Origin of the sequence: Rhodopirellula halodulae, from assembly GCF_020966775.1 — a bacterium.
Taxonomy (GTDB): domain Bacteria; phylum Planctomycetota; class Planctomycetia; order Pirellulales; family Pirellulaceae; genus Rhodopirellula; species Rhodopirellula halodulae.
Genome location: NZ_JAJKFV010000002.1, coordinates 603,055 through 620,605, shown reverse-complemented (window position 1 = coordinate 620,605; position 17,551 = coordinate 603,055). Strand labels below are relative to the sequence as shown.

Here is a 17,551-nt window from a genome sequence, read left to right as displayed (position 1 = left end):
GAGATCCAGTGCCAATCAGCAACGTGGCGGTAGAGATCCCGTGGAACGATGGTCGCACGAAAACAATGCCACGCAACTACAACCGAGCGACAGTTTCACCAGCCTGAGCGACCACCCATGTGTCTTTGCTGCCACCGCCCTGAGATGAATTGACGACCAAGCAGCCCTTCTTCAGAGCGACTCGAGTCAGACCGCCAGGCAAAACCCAAACATCGTCAGGTCCTTCGCACAGAATGTACGGCCGCAGATCCACGTGACGACCTTCCAGGTGTTCTTCGACCATGGTCGGCACGCGAGATAGTTGAAGCGTCGGTTGAGCGATATAGTTCCGCGGGTTCTCTTTGATCTTGGCCGCGAATTCTTGTCGCTCTTCGGGGCTGGCCTGCGGTCCTATCAGGATGCCATAGCCGCCTGACTCACCCGCGGCTTTCACCACGAGCTCGTCTAGATGATCCAACACATAAGCGCGATCGTCTTCCCGGTCACAAAGGTAAGTCGGCACGTTGGACAAAATGGGTTCTTCGCCCAAGTAGTAACGAATCATCTCAGGCACGTAGGCGTAGACCACTTTGTCATCTGCCACGCCGGTTCCCGGCGCATTGGCCAAAGCCACGTTGCCGGCGCGGTAAGCCGCCATCAAACCGGGAACGCCAAGGACCGAGTCCGGGTTGAAAACCTTCGGATCCAAAAACGTGTCATCGACGCGACGATAGATCACATCGACCTGCTGCAATCCGTCCGTGGTTCGAGAGTAGACCCGATCGTCTTTGACCAACAAATCACGACCTTCGACCAACTCCACGCCCATTTGGTGCGCCAAGTACGAATGTTCGTAATAGGCGCTGTTGTAAACTCCGGGTGTCAACACAACGACATTGGGATCCGCGTTCTCCATCGGTGCCATCCGACGCAACATCTGATACAGCCGTGATGGATAATCGCTGACCGGACGCACCTTCGAAGCCGTGAAGGCTTGTGGGAAGTTCCGCTTCATCACCGAACGGTTTTGCAACACGTAGGACACGCCCGATGGGCAGCGCAAATTGTCTTCGAGCACAAAGACATTGCCCTCGTTGTCACGCACCAAATCCGTTCCGGTGATGTGACACCAAACGTCATGCGGTGGACGCAAACCCTTGCACTGATCCAGGTATGCGGGACAGGAATCGATCACCGTCGCCGGGATGATGCCGTCGGCAATGATTTTGCGTTCGTTGTAGATGTCGGAAAGGAATCGGTTGAGAGCACGGATACGTTGCTTCAACCCGCTGTCGATGTGAGTCCAAACGTCCGGCGCCACAATCCGAGGCACGATGTCGAACGGCATGATCTTTTCTGTGCCGGCCGAATCACTGTAAACCGTGAACGTGATTCCCATCTGGTACAGCGACCGTTCGATGGCTTGTTGGCGACGCTTCAATTCGCCAGGTGGCAAACGATTGATCAAATCCACCAAGGCCACGGAATCCGGACGTGCCACGCCCTTTTGGTCCACCACCTCATCGAAGAAGCAATCCGTTTCATAACCCGGCAAACAAGGGTTCATCCCGGTTTGACTTTGCGACTGCATCGAATCCATATCTGAGGAACTGGATTGCGACTGAAACGACTGCGATTGATTTTGCATAGAGCAGCTTTCCGGTTCGCTGACAACGAATCGGCTGACAGAGTTTTCACGACGATAGACAGCCACGTGATCCTGTGATCACCTGGGTTCTCCGGTCAGTCCGCCTCTGACTCATACGCAGCAGTGTATCCCAAGCCACGGACGCATTGAAACGAATTGCAAACTTCTGCATCCAAGGAAAACCAAGTTCCCTCCGTCCCGACTTAGGTGGGGGGAGCGTACCATTAAGATCTCGCGAAAAACGCTCAATCTCGGCATGACACCTGGAGAAGCACCGGATCGAACTTCACGTGCCTTACCGCGGCACCACCGTTGTAAAAATCGATCCCTGCAACTCGCACGCCATTAATATGCCGATGTGTGTGACCGAAGACAATTCTTTTCAGATCGTGATGCAGCCATGCCGGTTGCTGACGGGCCCAATGCAACAATCGCAAACAGGTCGAACGACGTCGATGAACGACGCTCGCCGCGGCCAAGTGCAAACGCGCCGTCACGGCGGCATCGTACAAACCATTCTGAAGATTCGCGGGCGAAGTGTTGGGTTCGTGCGACCAGCGATGTCGGTACTGAGCAAGCGCCATGTCATGATTGCCGCCCTCCATCACGTCCCCGTGGACCAACAAGGTGTCCGCAAAACGCAGGGCGTCCCAGCCGACATGAATGGCACCCGGACGCAAACTCAACCGGGTCGGTTCCGAACTTTTTACGGAGTCCTTCGTCACGGGACTCAAATTCTGATGCTGCTGATCACCGCTGCGAGCGTGTGGCTTGGCCCACTCTGACAATGAATCCCGGAATTTGGCTTGCGCATCGTGGTTGCCATTGAGGTAAACAAACACCTTATCCGGAAATTCACTTCGCCAATCTTCCAACCAATCGACCGCCGCCCTTCGCGATTGCTCACCGTCACCCAACTGGCTCCAGCAAAAATCAAACAGATCGCCGCCCCAAACGCAGACGTCCGATGCCTCCAACGCGCGGCGGATAGCAGGTTCGTGACGGTCATAGTGACATCGCGAACTGAACAGATGCAGGTCCGAAATAAACGCCAACCGCATCGGGCGCGCTAAATCAGCATGGGGAACTAATTCCGCCATTCGTGGCAACGTGTTACCGTGCACGGAAGCCGGACGGTTTTTCCTGCGTTTCAACATCTCTCACTCATTTTGACTGGTCGACCATGACCGATCATTCCAACACATCCGATGCCAACCAAGTGAAGGCATCTGAATCTGACTCGAATGCCGCGTCAGTGACCACCGATGCCGACTTGGTCATCCGCCGTCGCATTCTACGCGCGATCGTTTCAGTCATCGCCGGTGCGATGGTGATTGGATTGATTCAGTGGCGTGCACCCGGAACTGACTACCAAGCCGCTTTGCTGCAAAGTTTGGCGGTGGTTGGCATTGTTCTACTGATTGCCTTGTACCAACTTCAGCGTGCGGCCATGGCGGCTTCACGTCCATGGCTCGTGCCCGCCTGCTGCCTTGGCTTGATCGGCATCGCCGCAACGCTGTTCAAGTTTGAAAGTTTTTCTGGGGAAATGTTCCCTCGGTTTTCATGGCGTTTCGGCGGATCCTCGACTCCCGCGATGAAGGTCAACCCGCTGACCGAGCAATCACCCAAGGAAATCACGGAGGATGCCACGATTCCAACGGACGAAACCGCAGCGTCTCAAACAACCTGGTCTCAGTTTCTCGGGGACCAACGCACCGGAATCGTGACCGACCGACAATTCGAGATTCCGACCTCGCTGGATCAGGTTTCGCGGCGCTGGGACATCGGTGTCGGCGAAGGCTGGTCCTCTTTTGCAGTCTTTGACAACGTGGCGGTGACGCTGGAACAACGCGACGAAAGTGAATGTGTCACCGCGTATCGTTTGTCCGACGGGCAATTGCTTTGGTTGGTCGATCATGAAGCCAGCCATTTCCAAGCCCTCGGAGGTGGCGGACCGCGTTCCACCCCAGCCATTGTTCCGGCCAACGAAGAACATCCCGCACGCGTGTACGCTCAAGGAGCCACCGGAAGATTGTGGTGTTTAAATCTGGCAACCGGCGAGGTCATCTGGCAGAAAGACCTGTTGGAAGTCAGTGGTTGGAACAAAGAGGATTCCGAAGCCGCGATTTTATGGGGACGATCAGGTTCACCTTTGTTGACCGATGGATTGTGCATCATCCCGCTTGGTGGACCCGACGCTGCCGCGGAAAAAGGCCGTTCGCTGATCGCGCTGGACGCCGACTCGGGCGACATGCGGTGGCGAGCCGGCAACCAACAGATCAGCTACGCATCGCCGATGGTCATGACATTGGGTGGCAAACGTCAGATTGTGTCGGTCAACGAAGCCGACATCACCGGCCACGACATCTCATCGGGATCGGTTCTGTGGTCGTTTCCTTGGGAAGGCAAGTCCAACTCGGGTGCCAACTGCGCCGCCGCCATCCCAGCCGGCAAAGATCAGTTTCTCATCGGCAAAGGCTATGGCGGTGGAAGTTCGTTGATCTCTGTTACATGGGCCGAAACAACGAATGATTCAGAAGAAGCTCGCTCCTTTGAAGTCACTGAACTTTGGCATTCATCTCGTGTCTTGAAAACCAAATTCAATCATTGCTTGGTCCAAGACGGGATCGCCTATGGCATCAGCAACGGGGCTTTGCAGGCTGTCGAAGTCGAATCCGGTAAACGGTTGTGGGAGCAGTCACGACGAGAACGCTGCGGCCAAGGTCAAGCCGTTTTGATCGACGATGTTTTGGTCGTTCAATCCGAAGAAGGCGAAGTGTTGCTGGTCGAAGCGACTCCTGATGAATACCGCGAGATCCTTCGCATCCCAGCCCTCCAGCACAAGACGTGGAACATCCCCACAGTCGTTGGCAATTTGATTCTCGTTCGCAACGCCCGACAAGCCATCGCACTGGAACTACCTGAATGAACGCATTGACCTCTTCCGTCTTCAGTGATTCCGATCCCTACCCGGATCCCGATCAGATACCGCCATTGGATTTCTTGGTCGTCGCACCGCACCCGGACGACGCCGAACTGGGAATGGGTGGGACCATTATGCGAATGATCGATGAAGGCATGCGTGTCGGCGTGCTGGATTTGACGAGCGGTGAACCCACACCGCACGGCAGCCTGGAAATACGGCGTCGCGAAACCGCTCACGCAACGGAAATCATGAAGCTGACTTGGCGGGGCAACGCCGGGTTAACCAATCGTGCGGTCGAAGCCAGTTTGCCAGCCCGAGAACACATCGCTTCCTTCGTTCGTTGCTTGCGGCCTCGATGGTTGTTTGCACCGTATTACCACGATGCTCACCCCGACCACATCGCTGCAACTCAATTGGTGGAGGCGGCTCGCTTCCACGCCAAACTGAGCAAGACCGCGATGCCCGGACCACGACATCATCCGGAACGACTCTACTACTATTTCTGCATCCATCTTCGGTTGGCGGTTCAGCCCAGTTGGATCGTGGACATTTCGGATCAGTGGGATCGAAAGCTCGATGCGATTCGAGCTTACGAGAGCCAATTCATCACCGGTCGCGATCCGGGACCGCCCAGCCTCACCGATCGTTTTCGTGACGACGCGGCTTACTGGGGCCGTTTGATCGAACGTCAGTACGGCGAACCCTTTGCCACCAAAGAACCGCTGGCGATGTCCAGTCTTCGTGATTTGATCTGAGATTTGATTTTTGAGGGTCGCGAGCTAGTTTGAAGTGGCGAGCTTTCCGCTCCGCCCTTTTCTTCGCATCGGTTTTGAAATGCTCGCCGAGACCACCGACCCCTTGTTTCCGCTGCCGCTGACTCCGCTGGAAACGTTTTTCATTCTCGACGAAACCGAAGCTTGTCCTCTAACGAGCTTTGTGGAACTGCATTTTTCGACGGCCCTGGATCCTGTCAAACTTCAGTCCGCGGTGGATCGCACGGTCGACGAACATCCCCTGCTCTCCTGCAAAATTGCGGAAACCAACGGCCAATATTTTTGGCATTTTGAGCGGGAACTCGCGCCGCGATTGCTCCGTTCTGGTGACCTCCCGCTCACCACCGGTTCACCCGACAACCCACGCCCACATCCCTTTGACCTGTTCAAAGAATCCGGTTGCCGCGTCTGGTACCTGACGGATCATGAATCTAATTCGCCGAAGCCTTCGCAATCGACCTCGAAGGCTGCAAAACCGGTCTCTCGCGTGGTCCTGCAATTGCATCACGTGTGTTGCGATGGCGTCGCGATACGACAAATTCTGTTGAGCGTACTGACGCATTACGCACGCGAAACGAGCGATCCCGAGTGCGGGCGATCCTCACGTTTGGCTGCTCGGTCCACCCCGGTCCCGGAACGTTTACGGGAGCGAATGGATCTCGGTGAATTGCTTTCGAAACCACCGAAGAAGTCCCTGACAACTTGGGACCGGTTGCGTAACGCGTACTACTTTCACTTTCAACTTCCCGCATCGCTGTCGCCTTCTCGGGGAAGCTCGCAGAAGCACGTTGACAACTCACCAAGTCATTCTAGCCATGACGATCCACTTCGACACTATCGGTTCGACGTGGCTGAATCAGAGGCAATCCAAGATGCATGTTCCGCGCTGAACGTCAGCTTGAACGAATTGTCGATCGCACTGCTGTTTCAAACCTTCGAACAGTGGGAACAACAACATGGTCATGGCGCAGCCAAACGATACCGTTTGTTGATGCCTGTCGACCTGCGATCGCGAGGAGACCTCAACCTACCGGCGTGCAACCGATTGAGCTTCGCGTTTCTGGGTCGACGCAAAGACCAGTGCCAGAACATCCATGATCTGATCGCCAGCGTTCGCGAAGAAGTTGCTGACATCAAAGCCACTCGAGTTCACCTCGACTTTCTGGATGGTCTGAAAGCCGCCTCAAACCACCCTCGTTTCTTTCGATGGGCGATTCGAAAGAGCCGCCGAATGACCACCAGCGTTCTCACCTACGCGGGCGACATCTCGCGAGGGATGAAGAATCGCTTCCCAGAAGTGGACGGCCAACGCCAGATTGGAGACGCGCGTTTGACGGATGTGCTGGCGGCACCACCACCGCGAGACAACACCAACATTTCGCTCGCCATTTGCGTCAACTGGGGCCGAATCTGCATCTCCGCCTCCTGGAACCGCAATCTCTGGAACGCGACCACCACCGACGAATTCCTCGAACTCTACGCCCAAAACTGGCGGAGTTGGCTTCGAGATGCATGACTACTTTGATCCCGCCACCAATTGATTCAGTTGTCGCAGCGTCACTCCACAGAGAAGAAATTCTTCGTTGGGTGTCAAAGATTTTGACTTCAACCATCGAAGTCGTTTCTGATTGACCTCTAAAACCATACGCTGAATCTCACCGGGACTCTCTTCCGATGCGGCGATCGCCAATGTTCGCCACGCGAATGATTCGTCGTCACGCTGAAGTCGTTCCAACAGGTCCGCCAACTCATCTTTCAAAACCGCTTTCTCGTCGCTTTTCTCGTCACCGTCGGCGAGAAGCTGCAAACCTATTTCCTGTGTTCGTTCAATCCATTCAGCCCGCGAATTCGCTAGTTCTGCGAATTCGCTGTGTTGTAACAGCGAGAGGCTTTCGGAATACATTCGATAGGCACGTGCATCGGTCGGGTCGAGCAAGATTGCGTTCGCAATCGACCGCACAACATCTGAATGTTCGTCATGGATTCGGTGCACCGCCGCCTTGGCGAACCAACCATCTGCGCGGCTTGGTTCCCGCAGACGGAACTCTTCCGCCCAGTTTTCGAGAGACTTCTGATCGTCTTCGTAAGCCAGGAGTCTTCCAAGAAACGCTGCTTCTTCTGGCTTGTTGTCTCCGTTGGATTGCAACCAGGAAATCGCATCGCGGAGCGAATTGTGCGAGGCGCGAAAATGGGCTTCACCCAGCGTTCCAATGGGCTCCTGTTCCTCAGACAGGATTGGTTCGGGCGGACCGACTGAAACCGATAACATCTGCCGTAGCCATGGTTCATGAGCGATGCCACCTCGACAGAGAATCCTCCAATGAATTGCCGCTTCGTATCGCCGTCCCTGCCTGAGGAAAAGTTTGGACAACTCCTCATGAGCCATCATCGCGTCCGGGAGGTCCAGCAAGATCGCTTGGAAATTCTTCTCCGCACCTCGCCAGTCTCCCTTTAACACCATCCACTGCGCCGTCTGCCCCAGTGAAGGCAGCCTAGCCGAAGGATCATTTTCGGCGACACGATTTAGAAGGCGTATCGCTTCGTCATAGCGATGCCGAACACCCAAAACCCTTCCCATCACGAAGAGAACCAATGGGTCATCCGGCGAGATCTGTGTGGCCTTGCGAGCGTATTCGTATGCCACGTCGTCGTTGCCCTTCTGCAACGCTTCTTCCGCGAGCATACGGTACTTCGTTGCATCGCCCTCCGGTTTCAAAGCGACCGTTGGTTCAGAGATTCGCGTCGTTGATCGATCAGACGACTCGTCACTGGGCAAACGGTTGGGCGTGACTGCTTCGACCTCGGACACCACCGGTACCTCAACCGACGGAGCGTGTTCGGGAAGACTCGCGACGTCACATCCGACGACTAAAAAGATACTGACCCAGCACCAACGTCGCTTCTGACCGAGAAGATTTAACGCTGTGGTTTCACTCATCACGTATCCGAATCCAGTGATCGTGAAAGGTCATGCCCTGTTCCACTGCAATCGCCGGCATGTGGCAATCGACGCATCCACTATCGGTCGAAATTGAACAAACGACGTGGTCTTCCTTCGCGGGTTGGTGGCATGCGCGACAGTCCGCGTCGTATTGATCCTTCGTTTTCTGCTTCGCGTCCATGTGAGGGTTGTGACAAGTCGAACACATCAGCTTTCCATCGGATTGCAAATAGCACTCGCTACGCAACAAACCCACCGGCTGCAACCGCAGCAATTCGCTGGAGTAGTCTCGCAGTTCCTTGGGTGACAAATGGCGTGGCAAGCGATGACAAGAACCGCACAGTTGCAATTCGGCTTCGAAATCCCAATCAGTTTGCCCAACCGAGAACGGTGGCGGTGAGTCAGAACGGCGTGCTTGTTGCACATGCTCGCTGCCGGGTCCATGGCATCGTTCACAATTGACGTTTGGAATCAAATCCACCAATTGGCCGTGATCAACTTGCCCGGTTGTGGAATGGCACTCGATGCAAGAATCCAGCTTTTGACCACGAATCTTTTGACCGAAACAGTCAAGCCAGTCCGACGGTTCGTCACCATCATGTCCCGGAGTCAGACCGAAGTATCCGTCTTGCTTGTTGTGAGTGGCGTTGGGTTCTCGCTTTGGATACCAAGAAACGCGGTGCTCAATCGCGAACGAACCGTCTTGGTCATTCATCAGGGACAGCAAAGTGATTGCGTTGCGTCCGGATCCCAAAGCATACGGGAAGACGGCTTGTTCCTTTGGATCACCATCGATTGCATTGTTTGGTTGTTTGGTCGTTGACTCGATTGCCGTGGCATAACGATCGACCCGCAATCCGTCGTCCGAAACTTGGTAAGTCAACAATCCATGTTCCGTCCCAGCATCAACGGTTTTCCCATCAAACAATCTTGCCACAGAGGGCTCCGTCGCCATGGAAAACGTCGATGCATGTCCCGACATGGCATGCAAACGATGGTTCACCTGGTGACACTCCGCACACACGGCTTTTCCGACGAATTGGGCGGCTGTGTCCTGTGCATCGGTTCGTAACGCCATTCCAAGCAAAACGAAGACCGGAATTCCCCATCTCGCGAATGGAAGAAACGCATCGGTGGCAAGAGAGCTTTTCACGAGCAACTTGGGAATCTTTTTAACGCAATCAACCACACTGAAAGATGCCGCAAGGGTGCGCCGAACGAATCGGCACACCCTTCGAACGTGACCTGGCCTCGGGCACATCACATGTGTCTCACCGCACAGCGGTCACCACGATATGCCTCGGCGAACGACTCGCTCGGGTCACTGCATCGATTTCTGCAACTCCTTTGCGTATTCCTCCTCGCTCATTTCGCTGGTGGGAACTTCCGAAGAGGTTTGCTCCGTGTCAGGTACAACGATCGTCCCGTCGGAATCGTCGCAACCTGTCGCAAACGTGATCAGCAACATGCATGAAAAAGTCCATGCACAATGCTTGAGTGTTGGATGACTCATGAAAAATGCCTCGTTATTGGTTTCGTTCGATCAAACTGAAAAATGAAGTCGGATCGGGTCGCCAAACATTCCGTTTTCGAATGTCACGCCATCGTGCCCGACATGCCGATGCGAGTTCAGAACACTTCGTCAGAAATCGTTTCTTTGCTCGCCTTACTACCGAGTGCTCCCCAAACTCCGTAGGGGCTCATCCCGCCGGGCTGATTGGTCGAACTGATCATCGGAGCGCTTTGGTTGCCCGACTCGATGGAATCGGAAATGAACTTGACGGCACCATCTCCCATCAACACATGGCAACCGCCTTGGTGATGACTGCTGGGTGAGAAGTTCCCGGGGTGGTCCGCCCAGTGACCAATGCAGAGTTCGCTATTGGGAGGCCTGACGGTAAAGACACCGGAAATCGACAGGCGAAATGCAGAAGCCCAACTCATTCCGCGACCGTTGGTCTCCGCGTTAACGATGCGGGCCGGTGGCGTGCACCCCGTTCCGCCGGACGGACACCAAAACTGGGGACGTTGCGGATCAATTTCGCCAGAGTCGACGCAGTGAAGCGGATTGTTGGTGACGTCACCATCGGATCCACCCGAATCCCACGACAATGAACCGTTGATCGCATTGTCACCAAGGTTCGAAACCAACTCGCCCATCGCAATCGTGTTGGACAAACCATCTAAGACATCACGAAATTTGAACGAAGAATAGGGTGCGAAGTAGCCACGATGTGCAGCTTTGGCTTTCACAACATTGCCCGTATTGGTGCTCGGCACAAACGTTCTCAAGTCGTAGTGCAGCTGCAACTGAATCTGAGGTGAATCACCCAGGCATGGACCATAGTTCGTGCGTCCGCGACCAGGCAATCCTTGCCCGGGATCGCTTGGACAGCGAAGCATCGAGATCTCGGTTTGCCAGGGAATGTAACCAGGGTTAGTCGAATACGCCTTTGGACTGGGACCCATCGCCGGCCAGACGCCACCCAGTGCGGGAGGAGCGGCGCCGGTCACCGTCTGACGACTTGGGTTGGAGATGTGTTCCCACAATCCTTGCTGTTCGAAATACGGAGTGAGCGCGACCATCACGCTCAAGCTCTTGCGGTTCGCGGTGTTGCTCGCCCGCCACCAATCCGATGGTGTTTCCACGCCGGGTCCAGTTCCACCTCCGTGCGGAGGCAATTGGCTAAACGCCGCGTGGTAGTTGTGAATTGCCAACCCGAGTTGCTTGAAGTTGTTGCTGCAACTCATCCGCCGTGCCGCTTCACGAGCGGCCTGGACCGCCGGTAGAAGCAACCCGACTAGGACCCCGATGATGGCAATCACCACCAACAATTCCACCAAGGTAAAGGCGGTTCGTCGAGAACCGTTTTCGTGCCCAATCATCTTTCCCTCGTCTTCTGCCAAATGGATTAAAACGATGCGGCAGGGAGTTCCACACCCCCACCGCTAGAAGCCTATAGACAGATCCTATGGGTGGTTTTTGAGCACAAGCAACTAAAAAACGATCATTTCTGGAAATAAAGCGATGAAAATTGAGATCGCCTGAAAGTCGCCTCAAATCTCTTCAACTTCATTTAGAGGTGCCTTATCTCACAAAGAGAGCAAATTCACGCAAGGCTGAAACTGGAGGTCAAAGAATCTATCTTCCCGAGCATGAAGCCGCTTTCACCTCCATCTGGTTCCAGTTCGCACCCTCGCAGAGTGGCGTTCGCCCCGCCACAAACTGCCGCTGCCTCTTACCCTCGAAAAGTGATTCTCTGTTTACCTAACAAAAAGCCCCACTCTCCGCCGATCGGGAAAATGGGGCTGGTATGAACTGCGTCGCAGCAATCGGTATTGTTTCAACTCACTCTTTGGGTTGAGTGACGCCCGGCCAGTCGTCGGATCGGAAGGGGGTCATCGGGAGACCTTCTTTGCTTTGGACGTTGCACACGGGGTTGTCGGCCCAAGCGTATCGGACGGCGACCGGGTTGGTGATGCCTTCGGCGGTGACTTCGACCGTGTCCTTGGAGACAATCTTGGCGTTCGCACGAACGAACTTTTGATTTTCGCCTGCCAAGGTGAACCCGATGGCTTCATTGACATCGAACGTGTCCAAGCCGGCACCCACATGATCAAAGCGGACAATGGCTTTGTTGCCATCGAACTCGGCATCGCGATAGGTGGGACTGCGATACGGCAAATCATAGCCATAGTCTTTCGCCAACGCCCAACGAGCCAATCGCTTGGCAACGTCCTGTTTGTTCTTGGGGTGAATGTCCGCCGATTCGCCCAAGTTCAGAATCACCGCTTCGCCCGTGTTGGGCAACCGAGACATGGTCATCGTTTGGGCTTCGCGAAGTTCGGCCCACGAACTGTCGGTGGGCTCATCAACTTCGGATCGAAAGTCAGCAAGCTGAACCCAGTAAAACGGAAAATCACCTTGTCCCCATTGGTCGCGCCACGTTTGAATCATCAACGGGAACAAATCGCGGTACTCGTAGGCTCGCCCTGCATTGGATTCGCCTTGGTACCAAATCACACCTCGCATCGTGTAACCAATGGTCGGTAGCAAGACTCCGTTGTAGATATTGGCAGGACGATGATTTCCGGCCGAATCGTCCCGCGGTCGTCGCGGCGCGTTCCCATTTCGACCTTTTTCAACCCACGCCTTTTGCTTTTCTTTCCAAGCTTCCAGTAGCGCATCGTAATCGTACTTGGCCATTCGGTTGTCCCAACCGGCGAGCATCGATTCGTACTTGCCATCGGCTTCCAACACGTCGCGTGGAACCCAGGCTTCTGCGGCGGAACCACCCCAGGCGTTGTCAATCAAACCGATCGGGACATCGAGTGTTTGATGCAGTTGACGACCAAAAAAATAACCAACGGCCGAGAAGTCCTTGACGGTTTCCGGTGTCGCCGCGGCCCATTGCCCTTTGAAATCGCGTTGCGGCTCTTGCGTTCCGACTTGTGGAACCGAGATCAAACGAATCTCGGGATAATTTGCCGACAACGATTCCAAATCAGGATCGTTGGCACTGCGAACCGACCACGCCATGTTGGACTGGCCTGAACAAATCCAAACCTCTCCCACGAGCACATCCGTGAAGGTTTTTGTCTCGTCGGCTTTGACCGTCAATTCGTAAGGTCCACCTGCGGGAAGGGAGGGCACCGAAACATCAAAACGTCCTTCGCCGTTGGCCTTGCCCGAAGCCGCACGATCACCCAATTGAACGCGAACTTCTTGCCCGGGCTCCGTCCATCCCCAGACATGAACGGGTTCGTTCCGTTGAACCACCATCGAATCGCCAAAGATCGATGGCATCATCAATTCAGCCTGAGCTGGTGTTTGCAATTGGAGCAACAAACACTCAGCGACAACAAATGCGGCGAGCACAGATGGCCGCCATTTAAGAGATTTCATGGTGGGAGGGTCTCCGAAGGTAGGAAGGAAAGGAGGGGGAACGCAGCAGCATAATCGCTCACCACAACCCGATGGTGTGCCGACCGATTCGGGAAAAGTCCCAAGATTCCGAGTAAAACGGCTGTTGTTGGAGACATCTCTTGGTGGAGACCCCAGGTTTGGCAGATTCGCAAGCGGAATTCGAAACGCTGCTTCAGCAGGCTCAACAACCGGTGCTCGGATATTTAATCCGGCTCACCGGTTCGGTGCATGCTGCGCAGGACTTGCTGCAATCGGCCAACGTGACCGCGATGGAAAAGCGAGACTCGTACGTTGAGAACACCAACTTCAATGCGTGGCTCAGCCAAATTGCCTGCAACCATCATCGCAATCAATCACGCAAAGCGGCAACCACCAAGTCCGTGATGCTGGTCGACGACCGTCTGCATGAGGTGATCGAAAAGCGACATCGCGAAAGAATGCAGCAGGACCAACAACAATTGAACTGGAACCAGTTGAATCATTGCTTGGACAAGTTGCCTGACCATCAACGCGAATTGGTGGAACAGTTTTATTTACATGGACATAGCCTTCACGACCTGGCCGTTTCCCGAAACCGCACCCCCAATGCGATCGGGCAAGCGCTTCATCGAGCTCGACAACAACTGATTCGCTGCGTTCGATCTCACGCGAATATCAACGATGCGGAACCCAATCCTCCGCTGCATTCCCTTCCTCATCAAATCGCAGAAGCCCAATGAGTTCTCAGGAACGACTGGATATCCTGCTGTCCGATCATCTATCGGGTCAATTGACAACAGACACCGCGGAAGAGCTGCGTCAGCTTTTGCTCACCGAACCGGAGGCGCTCGATCAATACTTGGACGCGTGCGAATTAGTGCAGGCGTTGTCCAACTCAACTTCGAAGGTTGATCGGAACGTCACCACAGTCGCAAAAGCGGATCCCACCACCTTTCGTCATTTCTTGACATGGAGCGTCGCCGCAGTCGCGGTGGTGGTCGTGGGAGTGATCGCGCCGCAGTCCAGTTTCGTGACATCACCGATCCGTGTGGCGTCCGTCAACATTTCCGATCCGAGGCCTACGACAACCGCTGCGATCGAAGCTCCCAATGCGGCGGCAGGTAACGTGCCATCTCGCCGTTCGCCCAATCCTTGGAAGGTCATTCAGTCGACTGGTTCGATGAACCATCCGGCATTGACCGTGGCTTCCATCCCAGAAGTCCAATCGGCGAAGGATCGGCCCTTGCAATTCAACCGCGACATCCGCCCAATTCTTTCGGAAACTTGCTTTCATTGTCACGGACCCGACGAACATGGTCGTCGCGCAGACCTGCGTCTGGACACACTGGAAGGAGCCACAGAAGACCTCGGTGGCTACCAGCCGATCGTGCCCGGCGATTTGGAAAGCAGTGAGGCTTGGAATCGCATCACCAGCGACGACCCTGACCTGCTGATGCCGCCACCCGAGTCGCATCTGGTTCTGACGGCGGAGCAGAAAACTCTCCTGAAACGCTGGATCGAAGAAGGTGCCGTTTATGAAGGCCATTGGGCGTTCATCCCGCCGGCTGAACCGAAAGTGCCGCAGGTCGACTTCGAAGAGGAAGGCTCCGATTCGAATTGGGTTCGAAACGACTTGGACCGATTTGTGGCTCAGCGACTGGCAGAAGCCGGCATGGTGCCTTCACCCGAAGCTGATCCTCGTACCCTGATTCGTCGGTTGACGTTGGACTTGACCGGGTTGCCGCCATCGCCCGATGAGGTGGAGCGTTTCGTATCCGATTATCAGCCTGACGGTGAACCCGCTTACGAGGAAACCGTCAACCGACTGTTGCGGTCACCACATTTTGGCGAACGCATGGCGTTGCCTTGGTTGGATCAAGCTCGCTACGCGGACACCAACGGCTATTCCATCGACGGTGGTCGGCACATGTGGCTGTGGCGAGACTGGGTGATCCAAGCCTACAACGACAACATGCCATTTGATCAATTCTTGATGGAGCAATTGGCGGGCGATTTGTTGCCCAACGCGACCGCCTCGCAACGAATCGCAACGGGATTCAATCGCAATCACATGATCACCCATGAAGGCGGCACGATCCCAGAAGAAAACCTCACGAACTACACGGCGGATCGAGTCAAGACGACCAGCGAAGTGTTCCTGGGATTGACCATGGGTTGTGCTCAATGCCACGACCACAAGTACGATCTTATTTCACAACGGGAATATTACGAGTTCTTTGCCTTCTTCAATGAGCTTGAGGATCGTGGGTTGGATGGCAACGCTGGTCGGAACGCCGCACCGCAGATGCAGGCTCAGACCGTCCTGAAAACCGATGAACTTGAATCGCTACAAACGGAACTGCAACAACTCCATGACGAGCTCGCAACCACCACTGAGGGACTGGATCGCTGGCTCAAGCAACAACGAAAGACAGAACAAAATCGCGGCGACCAATTCGCGTTGGTTCCTATTGAGTTGCAAGACGTCTCGTCACCCAACATGCGCGGCGACTTTGATTTCTCGCCTGACGGAACAGTAACGATTGAGCAACCCAGTGGTGGATTGAACGGAATGAGCCATTCGCTTCGATTGGCAACCGGCGAAGACTCTCAATTACCCATCCATGGTCTGCGAATCGTCTTTCAACCGCGTGAACTACCGCCAAAGAAGACCGACGATGTCACCAAGGAACCGACCCCGCCACAAATGGCTTTGACGCCGTTTGCAGGCTCCGTTCCCAAAGTCACCACGATTCTGGTTTCGGCCACTCAGCAACCGGCGGAACAAGTCGACTATCACAGCCAAGTTGCTTTTGACCAGGTCACGGCAAGCAGCCAACCCGAAGGACATCCCGCCGATTCCGTTCTCACCGAAGACAACTCGCTTTGGTGGCAACCAGCCGATGGCCAAACAGAACAACATCTGACGCTGACGTTTGACCGACCGATTGATCCGAAACAAACGCCATTCATGAGTGTCCTATTGGTGTTCGGTCAGAATCAGTCGATGCCGTTTCAATGGCAAGTGCAACCTTTCACCGGAAACGACACCGATAGTCGTTGGTCGGACTCTTTGATTGCAGCCATCCAAGAGGAACCGGCCACCTGGGACGATGCAAAGCGAGCGACTGTTCTGCAAGCGTTTCGTAAGCACAGCCCCGAGCTAAGGCCTCTTCGTGTTCGAGTTGCGAATTTGGAGGAGAGGGTGAACGTCCTGACGGCGGCTCATTCGACCATGGTCATGAACACCGCAACGAAACCACGGGAGACGTTCGTTCTCGATCGCGGGCAATATGATTCGCCGACCGATCGCGTGACGCCGCAGGTTCCACGCGTGCTGCCGGAACTATCGTCCGAAAGTTCGACCCGTTTGGATCTGGCCAAGTGGTTGATTGCCCCGGAACATCCGCTGACGTCTCGCGTTGCGGTCAATCGCCTTTGGGCCTTGTTCTTTGGCACGGGTTTGGTTGCGACGTCGGCGGACTTTGGCTCGCAAGGCGAATATCCAAGTCACCCGGAATTGCTCGATCACTTGGCGACTCAGTTCGTTCAATCGGGTTGGAATCAAAAGGAACTGATCCGACAAATTGTCGGCAGCGCCACCTACCGACAACAATCGCGCGCCACCGCGGAACAATTGGAACTGGATCCCCAAAATCGGCTGCTGGCCCGCGGACCTCGCTTTCGTTTGCCCGCCGAGTTCATTCGCGATCAAGCATTGGCGGTCAGTCAATTGTTGGTTCCACGAATTGGTGGCCCCAGCGTGCAACCTTATCAACCGCCCGCGTTGTGGAAAGAAGTCAGTCACTTCGGCAGCACGCCCGCAACCAAACAAGTCTTCGTTCAAGACCACGGCGAGAAACTCTATCGACGTAGTCTTTACACCATCGTCAAACGGACCAGCCCGCACCCGGCGATGTCCGCCTTTGATGCACCCAGCCGAGAGATGTGTGTGATGCAGCGAGGCGCGACCAACACTCCCATCCAGGCGTTGGTCACATTGAACGATCCTCAGTTCGCCGAGGCCGCACGAGCGTTGGCCGAGCGTTTGTTGACGGGTGACGACACGGACTCGGAACGTGTCGAGCGAGCGTACCAGATCGTTCTGGGGCGAGCTGCAAAACCTGCGGAACAGTCTGCCATGAAACAGTTCCTGCTTTCGCAGCGAGAACGTTTTTCCCAATCGCCCAACGATGCGGCGGCAGCGATCTCAGTCGGCGAGTCGCCTCGATCCGAACAATTGGATCCCGTCGAACACGCAGCGTGGATGCAAGTCGCCAGCTTGATGTTGAATCTCAGCGAAACATTGACGCGGCTCTAATCCGCATTCTGAATCCACGTCTCTATCACGTTCACCCGCTCCCCACCATTTCCCAAT

The 17,551-nt window shown here is 55.0% G+C and carries 12 protein-coding genes; 5 read left to right on the top strand and 7 right to left on the bottom strand.

Features of this window, described 5'->3' with window-relative positions; all coding sequences use genetic code 11:
* Positions 1 to 76 precede the first annotated feature (76 nt).
* A complete protein-coding gene (locus tag LOC70_RS03230; RefSeq protein ID WP_230251788.1) occupies positions 77 to 1,627 on the bottom strand; it encodes a circularly permuted type 2 ATP-grasp protein in 1,551 nt (516 codons plus the stop codon).
* Positions 1,628 to 1,872: 245 nt separating this feature from the next.
* A complete protein-coding gene (locus LOC70_RS03225; RefSeq protein ID WP_390888988.1) occupies positions 1,873 to 2,727 on the bottom strand; it encodes a metallophosphoesterase in 855 nt (284 codons plus the stop codon).
* A gap of 227 nt (positions 2,728 to 2,954) precedes the next feature.
* Here LOC70_RS03225 and LOC70_RS03220 point away from each other — a divergent pair, with 227 nt between their 5' ends.
* The 3 genes from LOC70_RS03220 to LOC70_RS03210 all read left to right on the top strand — a co-directional run bounded on the left by LOC70_RS03220 (position 2,955) and on the right by LOC70_RS03210 (position 6,842).
* Positions 2,955 to 4,556, top strand: coding sequence for an outer membrane protein assembly factor BamB family protein (locus LOC70_RS03220; RefSeq protein WP_390888987.1), 1,602 nt, complete (start codon positions 2,955 to 2,957; stop codon positions 4,554 to 4,556).
* On the top strand, positions 4,553 to 5,308 hold the full coding sequence (gene bshB1, locus LOC70_RS03215) for a bacillithiol biosynthesis deacetylase BshB1 (RefSeq protein WP_230251782.1): 756 nt from the start codon (positions 4,553 to 4,555) through the stop codon (positions 5,306 to 5,308). The genes LOC70_RS03220 and bshB1 overlap by 4 nt, the downstream gene beginning before the upstream one ends.
* A 79-nt stretch (positions 5,309 to 5,387) precedes the next feature.
* Positions 5,388 to 6,842: a hypothetical protein gene (locus LOC70_RS03210; RefSeq protein ID WP_230251781.1), complete on the top strand. Its 1,455-nt coding sequence runs from the start codon at positions 5,388 to 5,390 to the stop codon at positions 6,840 to 6,842.
* Here the strand turns inward: LOC70_RS03210 and LOC70_RS03205 are convergent, their stop codons facing one another.
* From LOC70_RS03205 to LOC70_RS03185, 5 genes are all read right to left on the bottom strand, one after another.
* The gene (locus LOC70_RS03205; protein WP_230251780.1) at positions 6,843 to 8,264 is read right to left on the bottom strand and encodes a tetratricopeptide repeat protein; all 1,422 of its coding nucleotides are present in this window, start codon (positions 8,262 to 8,264) and stop codon (positions 6,843 to 6,845) included.
* Positions 8,257 to 9,420 carry a multiheme c-type cytochrome gene (locus LOC70_RS24435; RefSeq protein ID WP_230251779.1) on the bottom strand — a complete coding sequence of 388 codons (1,164 nt, stop codon included), beginning with the start codon at positions 9,418 to 9,420 and terminating at the stop codon, positions 8,257 to 8,259. Before LOC70_RS24435 ends, LOC70_RS03205 begins: the two co-directional genes overlap by 8 nt.
* A 168-nt stretch (positions 9,421 to 9,588) precedes the next feature.
* A complete protein-coding gene (locus LOC70_RS03195; RefSeq protein WP_230251778.1) occupies positions 9,589 to 9,780 on the bottom strand; it encodes a hypothetical protein in 192 nt (63 codons plus the stop codon).
* Between the two features lie 116 nt (positions 9,781 to 9,896).
* Positions 9,897 to 11,153 carry a DUF1559 domain-containing protein gene (locus tag LOC70_RS03190; protein ID WP_230251777.1) on the bottom strand — a complete coding sequence of 419 codons (1,257 nt, stop codon included), beginning with the start codon at positions 11,151 to 11,153 and terminating at the stop codon, positions 9,897 to 9,899.
* A 463-nt stretch (positions 11,154 to 11,616) separates the two neighbouring features.
* Positions 11,617 to 13,173 (bottom strand): sialate O-acetylesterase, encoded by a 1,557-nt coding sequence (locus tag LOC70_RS03185; RefSeq protein ID WP_230251776.1) that lies wholly within the window; start codon positions 13,171 to 13,173, stop codon positions 11,617 to 11,619.
* A 158-nt stretch (positions 13,174 to 13,331) separates the two neighbouring features.
* Between LOC70_RS03185 and LOC70_RS03180 the strand changes: the two genes are divergently transcribed.
* On the top strand, positions 13,332 to 13,913 hold the full coding sequence (locus tag LOC70_RS03180) for a sigma-70 family RNA polymerase sigma factor (protein ID WP_230251775.1): 582 nt from the start codon (positions 13,332 to 13,334) through the stop codon (positions 13,911 to 13,913).
* Entirely contained in the window at positions 13,910 to 17,494 is a 3,585-nt protein-coding gene (locus LOC70_RS03175) for a PSD1 and planctomycete cytochrome C domain-containing protein (RefSeq protein ID WP_230251773.1), read from the top strand. Before LOC70_RS03180 ends, LOC70_RS03175 begins: the two co-directional genes overlap by 4 nt.
* Positions 17,495 to 17,551 lie beyond the last annotated feature (57 nt).

What these genes read in the sequence shown, in the direction of transcription:
- LOC70_RS03230 (WP_230251788.1), bottom strand. Translation starts at nt 1,627, where the DNA reads ATGCAAAATCAATCGCAGTCGTTTCAGTCGCAATCCAGTTCCTCAGAT.
- LOC70_RS03220 (WP_390888987.1), top strand. Translation starts at nt 2,955, where the DNA reads ATGGTGATTGGATTGATTCAGTGGCGTGCACCCGGAACTGACTACCAA.
- bshB1 (WP_230251782.1), top strand. Translation starts at nt 4,553, where the DNA reads ATGAACGCATTGACCTCTTCCGTCTTCAGTGATTCCGATCCCTACCCG.
- LOC70_RS03190 (WP_230251777.1), bottom strand. Translation starts at nt 11,153, where the DNA reads ATGATTGGGCACGAAAACGGTTCTCGACGAACCGCCTTTACCTTGGTG.
- LOC70_RS03210 (WP_230251781.1), top strand. Translation starts at nt 5,388, where the DNA reads ATGCTCGCCGAGACCACCGACCCCTTGTTTCCGCTGCCGCTGACTCCG.
- LOC70_RS03185 (WP_230251776.1), bottom strand. Translation starts at nt 13,173, where the DNA reads ATGAAATCTCTTAAATGGCGGCCATCTGTGCTCGCCGCATTTGTTGTC.
- LOC70_RS03195 (WP_230251778.1), bottom strand. Translation starts at nt 9,780, where the DNA reads ATGAGTCATCCAACACTCAAGCATTGTGCATGGACTTTTTCATGCATG.
- LOC70_RS03205 (WP_230251780.1), bottom strand. Translation starts at nt 8,264, where the DNA reads ATGAGTGAAACCACAGCGTTAAATCTTCTCGGTCAGAAGCGACGTTGG.
- LOC70_RS03225 (WP_390888988.1), bottom strand. Translation starts at nt 2,727, where the DNA reads ATGGCGGAATTAGTTCCCCATGCTGATTTAGCGCGCCCGATGCGGTTG.
- LOC70_RS03175 (WP_230251773.1), top strand. Translation starts at nt 13,910, where the DNA reads ATGAGTTCTCAGGAACGACTGGATATCCTGCTGTCCGATCATCTATCG.